The organism is Pseudomonas sp. RIT-PI-r (assembly GCF_001297015.1).
GTDB lineage: Bacteria > Pseudomonadota > Gammaproteobacteria > Pseudomonadales > Pseudomonadaceae > Aquipseudomonas.
Genome location: NZ_LIGE01000022.1, coordinates 299771 through 318071, shown reverse-complemented (window position 1 = coordinate 318071; position 18301 = coordinate 299771). Strand labels below are relative to the sequence as shown.

Sequence of the window (18301 nt, the reverse complement as noted above, 5' to 3'; positions counted from 1 at the left end):
AGCCTATGGCGGCAAAGCCAACGGTGGCGGCGACAGCGATGCAGGCGCCGTCAGCGGCAGCCGCGATTTCGGCATTCAGACCACGCTGTACAGCCCGCCGATCGCTGAAGACTGGCGGGTGGTTGCCGGGGGCGGGTCTGCCACCCCCCCCCCCCCCCGCGGCCCCCGGCCCCCTCCCCCGCCTCTACACCCCGCGAATTCTCTGGCTTCACTCGCCAAAATCGTCCTGATTGAAGCGTGCGAGCCAGCTCGCCAAATGTGAAAAATTTGTTAACTATCTGACTCGTATATCTTTCTTCGTGCGAATCAATCTGACATGCTAATACGAATACTTCTTAGATGCGCCCGCATCAGATTCGTTTTGGTACTCCTTGGGGAAGCAGATTGATGTCGTTTCAGACCATTCACCGCCGTTCGAACCTTTCGCCTAACCTGCTGGCAATTGCCATCTGCATGGCGGGCATCACAAGCGTTTCTGCAGATGAAAAACCCCAGGCCGCGCCTGAAAAAGCCGATGCGCCGACCACTCTGGAACTGGGCGCCACCGAAATCGGCGCGACGCAGATGAGCAGTACCACTGAGGGCTCGGACTCCTACACCACCGGCCCGATGCAGACTGCGACCAAGCTGTCGCTGACCATGCGCGAAACGCCGCAAGCGGTGACGGTGATCACCCGGCAGCGCATGGACGACCAGAACATGACCAGCATCAACGATGTGGTGAAGGCCACGCCGGGGTTGTTCCTCAGTCAGTCCAGCGGCCCTGGCCGGCAGACTTACAGCGCTCGCGGCTTCGACATCGACAACATCATGTACGACGGTCTGCCGAGTTCTTATTCGCCATTCTCGATGGCGGTGCAACCGAACCTGGCAATGTTCGACCGGGTCGAAATCGTCCGCGGTGCGACCGGCCTCGTCACTGGTGCCGGCAACCCTTCGGCGGCGATCAACCTGGTGCGCAAACGCCCGACGGCCGACCAACGAGTGACCCTCACTGGCGCCGCCGGCAGCTGGGATGATTACCGTGGCGAGATCGACGCCTCAAGCAAGCTGAATGAAAGCGGCACCTTGCGTGGCCGGGTGGTGAGTTCCTATCAGGGCGCCGACAGCTTCCGCGATAAAGAGCAGAACGATCACGGTCTGTTCTATGCCATCGGCGAAGCTGACCTGAGCGAAAGCACCACGGCGACCCTGGGCTTTTCCCGTCAAAACGAACAGACCAACTATTTCTGGGGCGGCTTGCCAATCGGCACCGACGGCCACCACCTCGACCTGCCCCGCTCCACCTACCCGGGCACCGATTGGGAAAACAGGAAGCTGCAGATCGACACCGTCTTCGGTGAAGTCGAGCACCGCTTCGACAATGACTGGAAACTGCACCTCGCCGGCTCGTCCTCGACGCTCAACGGCGAGTTCTCCGGCACCTACCTGTCACGTTACGCAGGCCCATTGGAGACCACTGCCTATCAGTCGCACCACACCGACAAGCAAACGGCCCTCGACGCTTTTGCCAGCGGCCCGTTCGAAGCCTTCGGCCGTACCCACGAACTGGTCGTGGGTGCCAGCAACCGCGCCTACGATGCGACCTCCAAGGAATACGCCCCCTACACCACGGCCTGGCCGATCGGTGCACCAAAACCCGATTTCGTGCGTGACAGCAAAACCCGCACGGTGACCACGCAGGATGCGGTGTACCTGACCACCCGCCTGAGCCTGGCCGACCCGCTGACGCTGATCCTCGGCGGCCGTCTGGACTGGTACGACTACGATGACCGCACCGGTGACGGCGACTACAAAGTCACCCGCAACCTGACGCGCTATTCGGGCCTGATCTACAAGCTCGACGATCACCACTCGCTGTACGCCAGCTACACCGACATTTTCACCCCGCAAACCCAGCAGGATCTCTCCGGTAAACAGCTCGACCCGATCGTCGGCGAAAACTATGAGGTGGGCATCAAGGGCGAGTACTTCAACGGCGCACTGAACGCCAGCCTGGCGGTGTTCCAGATCGACCAGACCAACCGTGCGACCCTCGCCGAAAGTCAGCTGGGTTGCCCGGTCATGACCTGCTACCAGGGCTCCGGCAAAGTCCGCAGCCAAGGCCTGGATGTCGAACTGCAAGGCGCACTGACCGAGAACTGGCAAGTCGGCGCCGGTTACACCTACACCCGCGCGCACTACATCAAGGACGAAAACCCGGACAACAATAACCAGCGCTTCGACACCGATACGCCCGAGCATTTGTTCAAGGTCTCGACCATGTATCGCCTGCAAGGTCCGCTGGAGAAATTCCGCGTCGGCGGCAACGTCTACTGGCAGAGCCGCATGTACAACGATGTACCGCTCACCGTCGGCAGCTATCGCCTCGAACAGGGCAGCTACGCGGTAACGGACCTGATGGCCGGTTATGAAGTCAACAAGCACCTGGATCTGCAGGTCAACGCCAACAACATCTTTGACCGCGTCTACTATTCCTCCATCGGCTACAACACCACGTGGGGCTCCACCGACAACTACGGTAACCCGCGCAGCTACATGCTGACGGCCAAGTACAAGTTCTAAAAAAAACGCGGTAAACGCTTGAGCACGAGGGGCGCCGGGAAAAACCAAGGCGCCCCTCGTCGTTTTCGGCCAGCCGATTAGTCATGGCCGGCGATAACGGATAGTCTCTGAGCGAATTCATTGCCAAGCGCCGCCTCATGAACAATCCGGAATTTGTCCCAGATATCGAAGCCATCAGCAGGATTGATGCGGTGCCGGTGATTCTGAGCATGGTCAAACACCTCACCGGCATGCGCTTCGCGGCGGTGGCAAGGGTGACTGACCGCCACTGGGTCGCCTGCGCCGTCGACGACTCGATCGACTTCGGGCTCAGGCCCGGCGGCGAACTGGTGCTTGAATCGACCATCTGTCACGAAATCCGCCAACACCAGCAACCGGTGATTTTCGGCCACGCCAGTACGCACCCGATCTTTTCCCGCCATCACACGCCGAAGACCTACGGCCTGGAAAGCTACATTTCCATCCCGATCATCAAAGCCAATGGCGATTTTTTCGGCACGCTCTGCGCCATCGATTCCGTGCCGGCGAGCCTTGATGAACCGGCGATCGCCAAGACCCTCACGCTGTTCGCCCAGTTGATCGCCATGAGCCTGGACACGCAAAGCCGTCTGGAGGCCACCAAAGTCGAGTTGGCCAGCGCCAATGAACTCGGGCGGCTGCGCGAGCAATTCATCGCGGTACTCGGGCATGACCTGCGCACACCGCTGAGCGCGATTCGCATGAGCGCCGACCTGCTGCAAACCAAAACCGAAGACAAGCGCTCACTCAATCTGTTGTCGGCCATCCGCAACAGCTCGATGCGCATGGGCGTGCTGATCGAGAACATCCTCGACTTTGCCCGTGGCCGTCTGGGTGGCGGGATTCCGGTGCAGCGCAAACTGGTGGATGACTTGCAACGGACATTGCTGCTGACCCTGGAAGAGGTCCAGGCTTCGCACCCGCGCGCGACCTTCATTCATGAATTGAACGTACCGGCGGGGGTCTATTGCGATGCCCTGCGCATCAGCCAGTTGCTCTCCAACCTGCTCGGCAACGCGGTCACTCACGGCTCGACCAGCGCGCCGATCATCCTCAAGGCGTGTGCCGAGGGCGATGAAATCGTCATCTCGGTGAGCAATCAGGGCACGCCGATTCCGGCGCCATTGATGCCAATGCTGTTCGAACCGTTCTCCCGATCCGAAGCCGGTCAGCGCGGTGAAGGTCTTGGGCTGGGCCTGTACATCGCCGCGCAGATTACCGCCGCACACAACGGCACGTTGCAGGTGACATCCCATGCCGAGTCGGGAACCTGCTTTGTTGCAAGATTCCCGGCGCAGTTCAAGTGGGCTTGATCCAGGGCCCTGCGTTTATGCCGTCTGCCGGCGCATGGTCAGGATCGCGGCAACCAGGGTGAAGGTCAGAATCGAGTGAGAATCCATTTTCAGTGCTCGTGATAAATGAGGTGAGGCATATTACAGCAGCCCGTTCCTGCAATGGGTCTTGCCTGTTCTCAGCGAAAAAATTGCAAAAAAAACCCCGCGACCGAATGAAGGCGCGGGGCAAAAAATTGGTTGGTTGCGGCCAACCAAAGGAGCTCTGTTACATACGTGTACGGGAGGAAATCAGATGCAGTCCTGCGCGGCGCGTTCAAAACTCGAAGGCAGGTAGTTCGAGGCCAGCAAGTGGCGCTCGTAGAGGAACACCTTGCCGCCCGTGCCAGCCTTGTAGGCTTCCAGTATGTTGTCCGCCGAAATCTTGCTCGGCACCACGATCCGGTAGCTGCGCTGGGTCTGCGAAACCGTCGGGTTCAGCGCACTGCCCTGCAGTTTCGGCACAACGCAATCGGCGTATTGCGCAGGGGTCTTGCTGGTCTGCAAGGTCAGGGTCGGGTTGTTCGGCGCAGAGGCGCAACCGGCGAGCAACAAGGAAGCAAAAGCCATGGCAGGCACAAAAGGACGCATCGGTGTAATCCTGAAAATAAAGGTTCGGTTCTACCGACAACGGTTCAGCCTCACGGAGCCGCCGTTGCCATTTATGTTTTAAGTGTTCAGCTCGACGCCACCAAGGCCTTGAGCGACACATCGAATTGCTTCAATGCGCTGAGTTGCAGGTCACGCTGTCTGTCGATCTGCGCGGCGATTTGCGGCGCTGCCTGGTCATGCACCCAGGCCGAAGGCAATTGTTTCTCGACAGCGCCTTCGGCCTTGCCGATGTATTGCAAGTCGGCGTCGTAGAAGCGTGCGCTGAACCGCGCTTCGACCAGGCTGTTGCGTTGCGTCAGCAAGCGATTGAAGGTGTCGAGCTTGACCACGATGTCCGGATGCGCCTGAATCAGCGCATCGAGATTGTCGTAGACGGTCACCGACAGAAACTGTTGCTGCAACGAACTCATCAACCAGTCGATGGCCAGTTCCGGATCGGAGCTGGCAACGAACGCCTGGCGAATCCGTGTATCGAGCGCATCTTTTGCGCCGTTCAGCGCCATGTCGTGGTAGCGCTCAAGGTATTGCAGGTTTTCCAGAGTATTCTCGCTGAACAGCACACCCACGGTCTGCGAATGCTGCAACGCCGCGCTGCTGCCGGCGATGGCCTGAAGATGACAAGACCCGGCGTTGCCCGCGTAGGCGGGTGCAGTGGCAATCGCGCCGCCCATCAACAGGGCGACCAGAGCCAGTCGGGTCAAAGTCTTCATCGCGCAAATTCCTTGAGCTGCGTGTTCGATGGCGCCGATTTTCCGCTGATTGCCGACAAAGCAGAACTTGCGTTTAGTGATGGTCACTATTACTTCTAGCAATAGTTGCGCGCCGAGCAGACTGCTACACACTCACTACAAGTAGAAAAAGATCAATGAGGATCCCGCTTTGAGAACGTTTGACCTGATCCGCGACGCCGTTCTGCCCGATTTTCGCGAGCGAGTGGCCGAATACCTCGTCCAGTATGAAACCGTCTTGCTGGACAAAAACATCTCCGATCCGCAGTTGATCCAGGACACCGCCAATCAACTGCGCGGTTACTTGCGCGGCCTCAATACCACGCGGGTATTGGGCATGGCGTACTGGGAGGAGCTGGATCGTCGAGTGGTCGATACCTGGCTCGCGCAGGCGCAACGTTCGATTTGACTCGCCAACGCCAAGCTCGACTGGACAGCAATGCTTGCCACCATGGCGCCGCTGCTTGAATTCTGCGTCCGGCACCAGACTCTGCCGGCGGTCGAGATGTTGCTCACGCGCCAGGTCAACGAGTCAGTCGAGCATTTGCACCGCGGCAAGGCGCGCCGCCGCTTGGTGCTCGACGCCAGTCGGTAACCGTTCGGCGCGACGGCCGCTGCCGCTCGCGCCAGCCTCCTGCCAAAACCGCCCCAAACGCTTACAATCGCCAGTCTTGCCGCCCCACAGACAGGCCCCAGAAGAAATGCCGCTCGACCCGCCTACGATGTTGACCCTTTCGATCGCGCTCGCGGCCGCTGCCGCGCTGTACCTGGCGGTCGAGTGGCGCAGCATTCGTGAACCTTCGCTGCTGTTCTGGAGCGCCGGGTTCGCCACGATCACCGTGGGTTCCACCCTCGCCCTGCTGCGCAGCAACGGCTTTCTGCTGATCGGAATCTGGTTCGCCAACGGCCTGCTGGTCACCGCACATTTTCTGTTCCTGCTCGGTGTCGCACGTTTCACCCAGACGCGGTTGTCGCGTGCCTGGTTCCTGATTTTCGTGCTTTGGCTGGGGCTGTTACTGCTACCGGACGGACCGCAGTGGTCGAAGGTCATGCTGGTGGCCAACTCGCTGCTGGTCGCGGCGGCAACGCTCAAAGGCAGCTTTCTGCTGCGTCCGCACGGCAAGTCGTTGAGCGTCGGCGCGGTGCAGTTGCGTTATGTGCTGCTGATCCACGGCATGTTCTACGTCGCCAAGGCGGCGACCGTGGTGATTCCCGGCACGCTGATCGATCTGGCCGCGTTCAGGGGCGAAATCATCCAGATTTCTCTGGTTGAGGGCGCGATGGCAATCATGTTGATTGCACTGTCGATGACCGGCACCGAACGCTACCGCCGGGAAAAGCAAATCGCCCGCCTCGCCGAGCGGGACCCGCTGACCGCCCTGTACAACCGCCGCGCCCTCGAAAAACGCGCCCCACGCCTGCTCGCCGACGTTTCGCCAGAACGCCGCGGCGCTCTGTTGTTGATCGATATCGACAACTTCAAACTGGTCAACGACCTCTATGGCCATTCCGCCGGCGATCGATTGCTCATTGCCCTGAGCGAGATCGTTCGTTCGCTGCTGCCACGCAATGCCTTGACCGCGCGCCTGGGTGGCGACGAGTTCGTCATGTTGCTGAGCAACGTCTCCACTGAGCGCATCGTCGAACTGGGCAACGCCCTGCGCGAGCAGTTTCTCGCGACCGCCTCACAGACTTTCCCCACGCCCGTCGCCGTGACACTGAGCATCGGCGCAAGCCTGTTCGACACACCGCCGGCCAGCCTCACAGCGCTGATCGAACAAGGCGACGCCGCGCTTTATGAGTCCAAACGCGGTGGGCGCAACCGCATACGCCTGAACGGGCTTACTACTCCAGGATGACCCATCGCATGTCCAGCCCCGAAACCTCCCTGCAAGACATCGCCGCCCCGGAAGGCGTTTGCTACGGCTGCGGCGGCAGCAATCCGCAGGGTTTGCACATCAAGAGTCACTGGCATGCAGATGGCGTGCATGTTGTCGCCGAACATTTGCCCGACGCCCAATACTGCGGCTGGCCGCAACTGGTCTACGGCGGCCTGATCGCGATGCTGGTCGACTGCCACTCCAACTGGACCGCCATGGCCTATCACTACCGCAACGAACAACGCGAAGCCGGCAGCCTGCCGCGCATCGACTGCGTCACCGGCAACCTCGGTATCAAGTTCATCAAACCCACCCCCATGGGCGTGACACTGACGCTGCGGGCGAAGGTCGAAGGCGCAGTCGGGCGCAAGAGCCGGGTGATCTGCGAGGTCTATGCCGGCGAGGTGCTCACTGCGATTGGCGATTCGGTATTTGTCCGGGTCGATACCGGGCAACTGGCAGCGGCGGCCCACGGACAGGGATGATCGCTGCTCAGCGAAAATATCTCGAACTCCCGCCCGACCACCGTATCCAACGTACAGGTCACTGGAGGTTGAGAAAAATGAACAACACTGACGACACCCGCCCCGCAACACCGGCCGTCGACACTTCGGGAAAACCGGTCAATGTGGTGCAACGCGATCTGGCGGACACGGATACAGATACCAAAGCCGTGGACGAGGTGATCACCCCCACCACGAACCGAACCAAAGAGCAGGATGCCGAAACACTGCAGCGCAAGATTGACGAGATCGAGCGCAAGGTTGCCGATGGCAATTAGCTCGCAGTCAGCTATCGATTCAGTTGCTACAGCGACAAAGCGTGCCCGTCGATGAAAAAACGTTCATCACGTGTTTTTTTGACGTTTTTTTATCAAACCGCTTCGTAGAGTGGCTGAATCGAACCAACAGGTAGCGCTCTATGTATACGACCCGCCCCGAGGAAACGGACGCAACCGTCCTCGACCAGGCCGCTCATTGGTGCATGCGGCTGCACGACGACAATTGCCGCGCCGACGAGCGACTGGCATTTCAACAGTGGGTGCAAGCGGATCCGCGCCATGCCTTCGAGTACGCGAAGATGCTTGAGATCTGGGATCTCAGCGAACATTTGCCGGCTCAGCCGATGACTGCGAAAACCTTGCTGACCGGCCACTTGTCCGGGCAAATCGAGACGCGAAAGACCTAGGCGCTGTAGCACAACACGGCGCAATCAAATCGGCCCCTGAGTCATCACGCGCGTCTCGATGATGTTCTGCAGCGAAAATCGCCGCGATCAAAGTCGTCCTGGCTTTGTTGCCTGACGGTGGAAAGTATCTGGCTCGTGTGATGTCACTCCTTCCCTTCCAAGAGGCCTGAAGCCCCGTATTCAAAGGCTTCAACCCATCTGCATCAGAATTTTATCTTCATATCCCAGCTTAATAATATTTTACCGACACCCCCCCTCTCCCTAGTCTGACCTCAAGCAAAACGGACAAGCCTGACAGCGCCCGAATCCAACTGCCTTGCTAGGAAGGATGTAGAGATGACCACTGAAATAATAACAACAGACACGCTGATCGTCGGTGCCGGCCAAGCGGGCGTGGCGATGAGCGAGCACCTGAGCAAACTCGGGGTGCCGCACATCGTACTGGAGCGCGACCGTATCGCCGAACGCTGGCGCACCGGGCGTTGGGACTCGCTGGTCGCCAACGGTCCGGCATGGCACGACCGCTTTCCGGGGCTGGAATTCGATGACATCGACCCTGACGGCTTCGCCCCGAAAGAACGCGTGGCCGACTACTTCGAAGCCTATGCGAAGAAATTCAACGCGCCGATTCGTACCGGTGTCGAGGTCAAAAGCGTGGTGCGCAATGTCGGGCGTCCGGGTTTCACCGTCCAGACTTCTGAAGGCGTGATCGAAGCCAGTCGCGTAGTCGCCGCCACCGGCCCGTTCCAGAAACCGGTGATCCCGGCCATTGCCCCGCAAGACGAACGCCTGCTGCAGATCCACTCCGCTGACTATCGCAACCCGCAGCAACTGCCGGAAGGCGCGGTGCTGGTGGTCGGTGCCGGTTCTTCCGGCGTACAGATCGCCGATGAACTGCAACGCTCCGGCAAGCGCGTTTACCTGTCGGTCGGCGCTCACGACCGCCCGCCTCGCGCTTACCGCAACCGTGATTTCTGCTGGTGGCTGGGCGTGCTCGGCGAGTGGGACCAGGCGGCGATGAAACCGGGGCGTGAGCACGTGACCATCGCGGTCAGTGGCGCCCATGGCGGGCGCACTATCGACTTCCGGGGTCTGGCCCATCGCGGCATGACGCTGGTTGGCGTCACCGAGTCGTTCAATAACGGCGTGGTGACCTTCAAGCAGGATCTGGTCGGCAACCTCAATCGCGGCGATGAAAACTATCTGGCGCTGCTCGATGCCGCCGACGCCTACATCGAGCGCAACGGCCTCGACCTGCCGGAAGAACCGGAGGCCCGCGAAACGTATCCAGAGCCTGAGTGCGTGAAAAACCCACTGGCCGATTTGAATCTGACCGAGGCTGGCATCACCTCGATCATCTGGGCCACCGGGTTTGCCGTGGATTACTCCTGGCTGCAAGTCGCCGCGTTCGATGACAAGGGCAAGCCGGTGCACCAGCGCGGTGTGTCGAGCGAGCCGGGTGTGTATTTCCTTGGTTTGCCGTGGCAGTCGCGCCGGGGTTCGTCGTTCATCTGGGGCGTGTGGCACGACGCCAAGCACGTCGCCGATCACATTGCCACCCAGCGCAAGTATCTGGACTACCGCGATGCCGAGCAGCGTGAAGCCGAGCTGCACGCGCCGACACACAACAAAGTTGCCGACACCGTCGACGCTTGATGTCCTTTTCGCTCCGGCGCCGATTGCGCCGGGCAACCCTGACTCTGGAGCTGCACATGAGCAAGCCAACCCACACGCGCATTCGTATGTTCAACACCAAAGACACCTACCCGAACCAGACCCTGGACAATGATCTGTGCCAGGCCGTGCGTGCCGGTAACACGGTGTATGTCCGTGGTCAGGTCGGTACTGATTTCGACGGCAATCTGGTCGGTCTGGGTGATCCGCGTGCGCAAGCCGAACAAGCCATGCGCAACGTCAAGCAACTGCTAGAAGAAGCCGGCAGCGACATGAGCCACATCGTCAAGACCACCACCTACCTGATCGACCCGCGTTATCGCGAGGCGGTGTATGGCGAAGTGGGCAAGTGGCTCAAAGGTGTGTTCCCGATCTCCACCGGGCTGGTGGTGTCGGCGCTGGGGCAGCCGCAGTGGTTGATGGAGATTGATGTGATTGCGGTGATTCCCGAGTAAGCAGGCTCACCGCGTTATGGCCATCGCGAGCAGGCTCACTCCTACATTTGCAATGCTTCACCGTAGGAGTGAGCCTGCTCGCGAAGAGGCCAGTCCAGACACCCAAGGAGTTCATTAGATGACCTTTTCAATCGCAGCCCGCTGCGCCGAAACCGGCCAGTTCGGTGTCGCCATCAGTTCCTCCAGCATCGCCGTCGGCGCCCGCTGCCCATGGCTGCTGCCGGGCGTTGGCGCCGTGTCGAGCCAGAACATCACCCTGCCGTCCCTCGGCCCGGAGGTCCTTGCGTTGATGGAGCAAGGCCTGGCCCCGGACGATGCGCTGGACAAAGTTCTCACCCGCAACGGCTACAGCCAGTACCGCCAGATCACCGCGATCAACCACCTCGGCCAGACCGCGCACTTCAGCGGTGCGCAAACCCTCGGCGTGCACAACGCGGTCTCCGGCGAACAATGCGTTGCCGCCGGCAACATGCTCGCAGGGCGTTCGGTGATCGAAGCCATGGTCAGTGCCTTTGAGGATGGCGAAGGGCAACTCGCCGATCGTCTGCTCAAAGCCCTGCACGCCGCGCAAGCGCTCGGTGGTGAAGCCGGCCCGGTGCATTCGGCTGCTGTTGTCGTGGTCGGTGAACAGACCTGGCCGATCGTGAATTTGCGCGTGGATTGGGCCGATGAAGACCCGATCGGTCAGTTGCAAAAGCTCTGGGATGCCTATCAGCCGCAGCTTCAGGACTACATCGACCGCGCCCTCGACCCCGCCAAAGCGCCGGGTTATGGCGTCGCCGGTGATGATCGATGAACAGCATCGAGTTGCTCAGGGCGCTGGTGGGGTTTGACACCACCAGCCGTGAATCCAACTTGCAGCTGATCGAATTCGTACGTGATTACCTCGAAGGTTTCGACGTGCCCTGCGCGCTGATCTACAACGATGAGCGCAGCAAAGCCAATCTGTTCGCCACGATCGGCCCGGTGGATCAACCGGGCATCGTGCTGTCCGGGCACACCGATGTGGTGCCGGTCGATGGCCAGCCGTGGACACTGCCGCCGTTTCAACTGACCGAGCGCGACGGCAAACTGTTCGGGCGTGGCACGGCGGACATGAAGGGCTACATCGCCTGCGTGCTCGCCCTGGTGCCAGCGCTGGTACAGGCGCCGTTGCGCCTGCCGGTGCACATCGCGTTGTCGTATGACGAAGAAGTCGGCTGCCTCGGTGTGCGTTCGTTGCTCAAGGTGCTGGAGCAGCGTCCGGTCAAACCACTGCTGTGCATCATCGGCGAGCCGACCGAACTGAAACCGGTACTCGGCCACAAGGGCAAACTGGCAATGCGCTGCGACGTGCATGGCCATCCGTGCCATTCGGCGTATGCCCCGCTCGGCGTCAACGCCATCGAATACGCCGCCGCACTGATCGGCGAGCTGGGGCGCCTCGGTCAGCAACTGAAAGCGCCGGAGCATCACGACAAACGTTTCGATCCGCCCTACAGCACCGTGCAAACCGGGCTGATCAGCGGCGGTAAAGCGCTGAACATCGTCCCGGCCGATTGCCGTTTCGACTTCGAAATCCGCGCCCTGCCCTCGCAGGATCCGGCGCTGGTCGCGCAAGCACTGCAAGCCTACGCCGAGCGCGAAGTGCTGCCGCGCATGCGTGCGGTCAGTGCGCAAAGTGACATCCGCTTCAGCGCATTGTCGGCGTATCCGGGGCTGGTCACCGATGCGCAGAGCCAGGCCGCCGAGTTGATTGCGGCGTTCTGCGGTTCGACAGATTTTGGCACGGTGGCGTTCGGCACTGAAGGCGGTCTGTTTGATGCGGTGGGCATTGCCACCGTGGTCTGCGGGCCCGGCAGCATGGATCAGGGCCACAAACCCGACGAGTTTGTCAGCCTCGATCAACTGAAGGCTTGCGATGACATGCTCCAGCGTGTGCTGGCGTTTATCCGCGCTTGAAGCCCGGTCCGCCTGTACTCAAGCGTACAGTCGGGCCAACTCCTCTCGGCAATGATCGACGAACAACTGCACCGGTTTGGTCAGTTGCACGCGCCGCAGCCACGCCGCCGACAATCCCGATCCGGTGACGCTCTCCGCCAGTGGCACGCACACGACTTGCTGGCCGTCGTAGGTGTAATCGCTGAACGGCTTGGTCACCAGAATCGAAAAGCCGAAACCATTGCCGACCATGCCGCGCACCATCTCGATCGACGGTGAGCTGAAGACGATATTCGGCGTCAGTCCGCGCTCCTCGAAGATGCTCACGAAGTAGGTTCGGCTCGGCACCACGTCGAGCAGGATCATCGGTTCCAGCACCAGATCATGCAGCGAGACCTTGGCCTGTTGCGCGAAGCGATGGTTGGCCGGGAGCAAGGCGTATGGCTGCTGCGGCGGCATCAGCGGCGTGGTTTCGATGGTGCTGTCGAGATCGTGTTCGAACATCATCGCCACGTCGATGCTGCCGGCGGTCAGGGCCTGCACCAGCTCTTGCTGCTCGCCGTCGCGAATACGGATTTCCACACCGGGCCAACGCGCCTTGAAACCGGCGATCAGGCGCGGCAGGTACAGCGGCGCGACGGTTTCGAAACAGCCGATATCGATCTGCCCGGCGACCACGTCGTTGTCGGCCAAAGCGTTCTGTTCGAATTCGTGGGCAACGCGCAACAACTCCAGCGCCTTGCGATAGAAACGTGAGCCGCTGGGTGTCAGGGAAACGCCCTGGGCGTGGTGGCGGATGAACAGCTGCACGCCGAAGCTTTCTTCCAGGTGCTTGATCGCGGTGGAGACCGATGGCTGCGCGATATAGAGCTTGCGCGACGCTTCGGCGACGCTGCCGCAATCGGCGGTGGTGACGAAGTATTTGAGCTGGCGCAGGTTGTAGGCGGCCATGGGAATCTCCAGAAAATCAAAGGATCGCAGCCTTTGGCAGCGCCTACAGAAAGCGGTATGAATTCAGATAAGAGAGAAGCCTGAACATACCGGAGCGGCGCGTAACCCAGAGCATATTTTTTTTAACGTCTGTAGCAACAAACTTACTAATTTATCTATCCCGACGCTTTGCACATGATCACTTCAACAAGAAATGCGCCGCCCGTGCCGGCGCTTGCCGAAGTACGTCCACGTACTCATCCTTGCCTTGGAGTTCGTCATGGCTACCCCTGCAGCATCCTCCGCTCCGCTGATTGAAAAACACACGATAGGATACGTGCCCCCCGAAGATCGCCACGGAAAGGTCAGGGATCTGTTCACGCTGTGGTTCGGCGGCAACATCGCGCCGTTGCCCATCGTCACCGGTGCGCTGGGCGTGCAGTTGTTTCACTTGAATCTGGTCTGGGGCATCGTCGCGATTCTCGTCGGCCATCTGGTTGGCGGCGTGCTGATGGCGCTGCACTCGGCGCAAGGCCCGCAGATGGGCATCCCGCAGATGATCCAGAGCCGCGCCCAGTTCGGCTCCCTCGGTGCGCTGCTGGTGGTGCTGATCGCCGGCGTCATGTACATCGGTTTCTTCGCTTCCAACATCGTCCTCGCCGGCAAATCGCTGCATGGCGTGGTCGATAGCGTTCCAGTGCCGGTCGGCATCGTTATCGGCGCGCTCGGTTCGGGAATCATCGGCATCATCGGCTACCGTTTCATCCACGTGCTTAACCGCATCGGCACTTGGGTGCTGGGGATCGGCATCGTCGTCGGCTTCGGCTACATCTTCACCCATATTCAAACCGATGACTTCCTCACCCGTGGCAGCTTCAACCTCTCCGGCTGGCTGGCCACCGTGTCGCTGGCGGCGCTGTGGCAGATCGCGTTCGCACCGTACGTCTCCGACTATTCGCGTTACTTGCCGGCCGACGTCAAAGTCTCGTCGACGTTCTGGACGACCTATCTGGGTTCGGCGCTGGGCTCGAGCCTGGCGTTCATCTTCGGCGCCGTCGCGGTGCTGGCGACGCCGGTGGGCATGGACACCATGGACGCGGTCAAACTCGCCACCGGCTCGATCGGCCCGCTGATGCTGGTGCTGTTCCTGCTCAGCGTGATCAGCCACAACGCCCTCAACCTGTACGGCGCGGTACTTTCGCTGATCACCCTGGTGCAGACCTTCGCCTACCGCTGGATCCCCACTGCCAAGAGCCGTGCGGTGATCTCGATCATCGTGCTGCTGGCCTGCTGCTTCGCCGCCGTCGGCGCCTCGAAGGACTTCATCGGCCACTTCGTCGATATGGTGTTGGTGTTGCTGGTGGTGTTGGTGCCGTGGACAGCGATCAACCTGATCGACTTCTACGCGATCCACAAAGGCCAGTACGACATCCAGTCGATCTTCCAGGTCGATGGCGGCATCTACGGGCGCTACAACCCGCAGGCGTTGCTGGCCTACGCGATCGGCATCGCCGTGCAGATCCCGTTCATGAACACGCCGCTGTACGTCGGCCCGGTGTCGGCACACATCAACGGCGCTGACCTGTCGTGGCTGGTGGGCTTGCTGGTGACGTCGCCGCTGTACTTCTGGCTGGCCAATCGGGATACCTCCTACCGTCGACGGATGATGGGCGGGAAACTGGCGAGCAGTCTGTGAGATTGATTGTTTAATAACGGAGGCCCGCCATGTGCGGGTCTTCTTCGTTTCGGTGTGGTATTTCTTTACGTCCGACGACTAGAGGGATAGGGATATCCAATGCTGCGAATACTTGGCAAAGCCTCATCGATCAACGTGCGCAAAGTGTTGTGGACGTGTGCTGAATTGCAGATTCCCTTCACGCGTGAAGATTGGGGTTCGGGGTTCAGATCGACGAATACGCCGCAGTTCCTCGCCTTGAATCCATGCGCCATGGTGCCGGTGATCGAGGATGGCGATTTCACCTTGTGGGAATCCAATTCAATCATTCGTTATCTGGTCTCGCGCTACGGCGGCGCGCAGCTTTATCCGTCTGAGCCGATGGCTCGGGCACGGGTCGATCAATGGATCGACTGGCAGGCTTCGGAGCTGAATCGCTCGTGGTCCTATCCGCTGATGTCGCTGGTGCGCAAGTCGCCGGACTATCAGGACAGCGCTGCGTTGGCCACCGGGATCGAACAATGGTCGAAGAACATGCAGATCCTTGATCGACAGCTGCAATCGACCGGAGCTTACGTCAGTGGCGAAGCGTTTTCACTGGCGGATATTCCGATCGGGCTGTCGGTGAATCGCTGGTTCGAAACGCCGCTTGCCCATCCGCACTTGCCCGCCGTCAGCGCCTACTACGACCGTTTGAACCAACGTAACGGTTATCGCCTGTATGGGCGAAACGGCACGCCATAATGAAAAAACCGCTGATCCCGAATTCCGGAATCAGCGGTTTTTGACCTTTTTATTGCAGTCTTCATTCCTCCGCCCGCACGACTCCGCGCTCTTCGAGCAAACGCACAAACATGCTCAGACTGCGCGACACCGTACCGCGCCGCCACACCAGCCACGTCGTCAGGTAGCGGAAATCCGCCGCCAGCGGCCAGACACTCACCGTTGCGCTGCCCGGCATGCTCTGCAGCATCTTGCGCGGCATCAGTGCCAGACCGGCGCCTGCACTGACGCATGCAAGCATGCCGTGGTAGGACTCCATTTCGAAGATCTTGCCCGGCACGGCAGCGTCGGTGCTGAACCATTTTTCAAAGTGGTGACGATAGGAACAGTTGGAGCGGAAGGCGTAGATGTTCTCGCCGTTGACATCCGCCGCACGCTGCACGGGGGCGTGATTGAGCGGCGCGATGATGACCATTTCCTCTTCGAAGGCCGGCACGCCTTCCAGCGTCGGGTGCAGCACCGGGCCGTCGACAAACGCCGCTGCGAGCCGCCCGGAAAGTACGCCGTCGATCATCGTCCCCGAGGGTCCGGTGGACAGATCGAGATCGACTTTCGGATGCAACTGGTTGTAGGCCGCGAGCAATTCGGGGATGCGTACCGCCGCCGTGCTTTCCAGCGAACCCAAAGGAAACGCGCCCTGCGGTTCTTCGCCCGCCACCGTGGCGCGCGCCTCTTGCACCAGATCAAGAATGCGCCGCGCGTACTCAAGAAAACTCCACCCCGCCGGCGACAGGCGCAGACGACTTTTCTCGCGAATAAACAGATCGACACCCAAATCCTGCTCAAGCTGCTTGATCCGCGTAGTCAGGTTCGACGGCACGCGATGGATCTGCGTGGCGGCGGCGCTGATGCTGCCGTGTTCGGCAACGGCTTTGAAGATTTCCAGCTGCACCAGATCCACAGTCATTCTCCAATCGTGAAAGAAACGATCTTTATTATTCAGTTTCCAGAAAACAAACACCACCCTACTCTAGGCTCATCCGACGAACATGCAGGACAACGCCATGAGCCAGATTTCCAGCCAGACCCACGCTATCTCGATCAACCCGACCACCGGCGAGCAGATCGGGCATTACGCCTTTGAATCCGCCGCTGCGCTTGACGCCGCGCTGACCCGCGCCGCTTATGGTTTCGGCAAATGGAAGCGCAAGCCATTGCAGGATCGCTCGCGTCTGTTGACCGCTCTTGCCGGCGCGCTGCGTGAAACCGCTGAAGCCATGGCCACCATGATCACTCAGGAAATGGGCAAGCCGATTGCTCAGGCCCGTGGCGAAATCGAAAAATGCGCGAAGCTGTGCGAGTGGTACGCCGAACACGGCCCAACCATGCTCGACGCCGAAGCGACTCAGGTCGAAGGCGGCAAGGCGCGCATCGAATACCGTCCGCTGGGTCCGATCCTCGCTGTGATGCCGTGGAACTTTCCGATCTGGCAAGTGCTGCGTGGCGCCGTTCCTGCACTGATCGCCGGCAACACCTACGTGCTCAAACATGCGCCGAACGTGATGGGCAGCGCCTACTTGCTGCGCGATGCGTTCACCCGCGCCGGTTTCGCCGATGGCGTGTTTGAAGTGATCAACGTCACCCCGGAAGGCGTCTCCACTGCGATCTCTGACCCGCGCATCGCTGCGGTGACCCTGACCGGCAGCGTCCGCGCCGGTATGGCGATTGGCGCTCAGGCCGGTGCGGCGCTGAAGAAATGCGTGCTGGAACTGGGCGGTTCCGACCCGTTCATCGTGCTCAACGACGCCGATATCGACGAAGCCGTGCAAGCCGCGGTGATCGGCCGTTATCAGAACTCCGGCCAGGTTTGCGCCGCGGCCAAGCGTCTGATCATCGAGGAAGGCGTGGTTGAAGAATTCACCCGCAAATTCGTCGAAGCCACGCGCAAACTGAAGGTTGGCGATCCTTTGTCTGCCGATACTTACATCGGCCCGATGGCGCGTTTCGACCTGCGTGACGAACTCGACCAGCAAGTGCGCGACACCCTTGAAGAGGGCGCGACCCTGCTGCTCGGCGGCGGCAAGTCCGAAGGCCCGGGCAACTACTACGAACCGACCGTGCTGGCCGACGTCACCGACCGCATGACCTCGTTCAAACAGGAATTGTTCGGCCCTGTCGCTTCGATCATCACCGCCCGCGATTGCGCGCATGCCGTGGCATTGGCCAACGACAGCGAATTCGGTCTGACCGCGACGATTTACACCGCCAACGTGCAACTGGCCCAGCAACTGACCAGCGAACTGGAAACCGGCGGCGTGTTCATCAACGGCTACTCCGCCAGCGATCCACGTGTGACCTTTGGTGGCGTGAAGAAGAGCGGTTTCGGTCGCGAACTGTCGCACTTCGGCGTACGCGAATTCTGCAACGCGCAAACCGTGTGGCTGGATCGCAAGTAATCCAGACACAAGACACCCCTTGTAGGAGTGAGCCTGCTCGCGATTGCGGCGTGTCAGCCAACAAGTCTGTAGCTGACCCACCGTATTCGCGAGCAAGCTCGCTCCCACAGGGAGGGGTGCGCCACGCCAAATCAACTGATTCTACC

19 protein-coding genes and 1 pseudogene are annotated in these 18301 nt (G+C 60.5%); 16 read left to right on the top strand and 4 right to left on the bottom strand.

Features of this window, described 5'->3' with window-relative positions:
• The 3 genes and pseudogenes from AK821_RS31190 to AK821_RS09595 form a co-directional block, all read left to right on the top strand.
• Positions 1 to 145, top strand: a pseudogene (locus AK821_RS31190) (hypothetical protein); the annotation flags it as partial.
• 242 nt (positions 146 to 387) lie between these two features.
• Positions 388 to 2565, top strand: a complete 2178-nt coding sequence (locus tag AK821_RS09600; protein ID WP_064389451.1) for a TonB-dependent siderophore receptor — start codon at positions 388 to 390, stop codon at positions 2563 to 2565.
• Between the two features lie 137 nt (positions 2566 to 2702).
• Complete coding sequence (locus AK821_RS09595; RefSeq protein ID WP_064389450.1) at positions 2703 to 3896, top strand: GAF domain-containing sensor histidine kinase; 1194 nt, start codon at positions 2703 to 2705, stop codon at positions 3894 to 3896.
• Positions 3897 to 4166: 270 nt separating this feature from the next.
• Here the strand turns inward: AK821_RS09595 and AK821_RS09590 are convergent, their stop codons facing one another.
• Together AK821_RS09590 and AK821_RS09585 are read right to left on the bottom strand one after the other, a co-directional pair.
• Complete coding sequence (locus tag AK821_RS09590) at positions 4167 to 4505, bottom strand: hypothetical protein (RefSeq protein ID WP_064389449.1); 339 nt, start codon at positions 4503 to 4505, stop codon at positions 4167 to 4169.
• A gap of 86 nt (positions 4506 to 4591) precedes the next feature.
• Positions 4592 to 5236 carry a hypothetical protein gene (locus AK821_RS09585; RefSeq protein ID WP_064389448.1) on the bottom strand — a complete coding sequence of 215 codons (645 nt, stop codon included), beginning with the start codon at positions 5234 to 5236 and terminating at the stop codon, positions 4592 to 4594.
• Between the two features lie 169 nt (positions 5237 to 5405).
• Here AK821_RS09585 and AK821_RS09580 point away from each other — a divergent pair, with 169 nt between their 5' ends.
• The 10 genes from AK821_RS09580 to argE all read left to right on the top strand — a co-directional run bounded on the left by AK821_RS09580 (position 5406) and on the right by argE (position 12392).
• A complete protein-coding gene (locus tag AK821_RS09580) occupies positions 5406 to 5663 on the top strand; it encodes a hypothetical protein (RefSeq protein WP_064389447.1) in 258 nt (85 codons plus the stop codon).
• A 30-nt stretch (positions 5664 to 5693) separates the two neighbouring features.
• On the top strand, positions 5694 to 5849 hold the full coding sequence (locus AK821_RS30795; RefSeq protein ID WP_161806650.1) for a hypothetical protein: 156 nt from the start codon (positions 5694 to 5696) through the stop codon (positions 5847 to 5849).
• A 106-nt stretch (positions 5850 to 5955) separates the two neighbouring features.
• Positions 5956 to 7113, top strand: a complete 1158-nt coding sequence (locus tag AK821_RS09575; protein ID WP_064389446.1) for a GGDEF domain-containing protein — start codon at positions 5956 to 5958, stop codon at positions 7111 to 7113.
• Between the two features lie 8 nt (positions 7114 to 7121).
• Positions 7122 to 7619 (top strand): PaaI family thioesterase, encoded by a 498-nt coding sequence (locus tag AK821_RS09570; protein ID WP_064389445.1) that lies wholly within the window; start codon positions 7122 to 7124, stop codon positions 7617 to 7619.
• A 77-nt stretch (positions 7620 to 7696) separates the two neighbouring features.
• Positions 7697 to 7915, top strand: a complete 219-nt coding sequence (locus tag AK821_RS09565) for a hypothetical protein (RefSeq protein WP_064389444.1) — start codon at positions 7697 to 7699, stop codon at positions 7913 to 7915.
• Positions 7916 to 8055: 140 nt separating this feature from the next.
• Entirely contained in the window at positions 8056 to 8322 is a 267-nt protein-coding gene (locus tag AK821_RS09560; RefSeq protein ID WP_064389443.1) for a FecR/PupR family sigma factor regulator, read from the top strand.
• 336 nt (positions 8323 to 8658) lie between these two features.
• Positions 8659 to 9978, top strand: a complete 1320-nt coding sequence (locus tag AK821_RS09555; protein WP_064389442.1) for a flavin-containing monooxygenase — start codon at positions 8659 to 8661, stop codon at positions 9976 to 9978.
• Positions 9979 to 10034: 56 nt separating this feature from the next.
• A complete protein-coding gene (locus AK821_RS09550) occupies positions 10035 to 10451 on the top strand; it encodes a RidA family protein (protein ID WP_008086115.1) in 417 nt (138 codons plus the stop codon).
• A 118-nt stretch (positions 10452 to 10569) separates the two neighbouring features.
• Entirely contained in the window at positions 10570 to 11247 is a 678-nt protein-coding gene (locus tag AK821_RS09545) for a DUF1028 domain-containing protein (protein ID WP_064389441.1), read from the top strand.
• The gene (gene argE / locus AK821_RS09540; RefSeq protein WP_064389440.1) at positions 11244 to 12392 is read left to right on the top strand and encodes an acetylornithine deacetylase; all 1149 of its coding nucleotides are present in this window, start codon (positions 11244 to 11246) and stop codon (positions 12390 to 12392) included. Before AK821_RS09545 ends, argE begins: the two co-directional genes overlap by 4 nt.
• Positions 12393 to 12410: 18 nt before the next feature.
• Here the strand turns inward: argE and AK821_RS09535 are convergent, their stop codons facing one another.
• Positions 12411 to 13322 carry a LysR family transcriptional regulator gene (locus AK821_RS09535; RefSeq protein ID WP_064389439.1) on the bottom strand — a complete coding sequence of 304 codons (912 nt, stop codon included), beginning with the start codon at positions 13320 to 13322 and terminating at the stop codon, positions 12411 to 12413.
• Positions 13323 to 13581: 259 nt separating this feature from the next.
• Between AK821_RS09535 and AK821_RS09530 the strand changes: the two genes are divergently transcribed.
• The gene (locus AK821_RS09530; RefSeq protein ID WP_064389438.1) at positions 13582 to 14997 is read left to right on the top strand and encodes a purine-cytosine permease family protein; all 1416 of its coding nucleotides are present in this window, start codon (positions 13582 to 13584) and stop codon (positions 14995 to 14997) included.
• Between the two features lie 99 nt (positions 14998 to 15096).
• Positions 15097 to 15720, top strand: a complete 624-nt coding sequence (locus AK821_RS09525; protein WP_064389437.1) for a glutathione S-transferase family protein — start codon at positions 15097 to 15099, stop codon at positions 15718 to 15720.
• A gap of 61 nt (positions 15721 to 15781) precedes the next feature.
• On the opposite strand, the gene ptrR is transcribed toward AK821_RS09525, so the two are convergent.
• Positions 15782 to 16660 (bottom strand): putrescine utilization regulator PtrR, encoded by an 879-nt coding sequence (gene ptrR, locus AK821_RS09520; RefSeq protein WP_064389459.1) that lies wholly within the window; start codon positions 16658 to 16660, stop codon positions 15782 to 15784.
• Between the two features lie 103 nt (positions 16661 to 16763).
• Here ptrR and AK821_RS09515 point away from each other — a divergent pair, with 103 nt between their 5' ends.
• Positions 16764 to 18155 (top strand): aldehyde dehydrogenase family protein, encoded by a 1392-nt coding sequence (locus AK821_RS09515; RefSeq protein ID WP_064389436.1) that lies wholly within the window; start codon positions 16764 to 16766, stop codon positions 18153 to 18155.
• Positions 18156 to 18301: the final 146 nt, after the last annotated feature.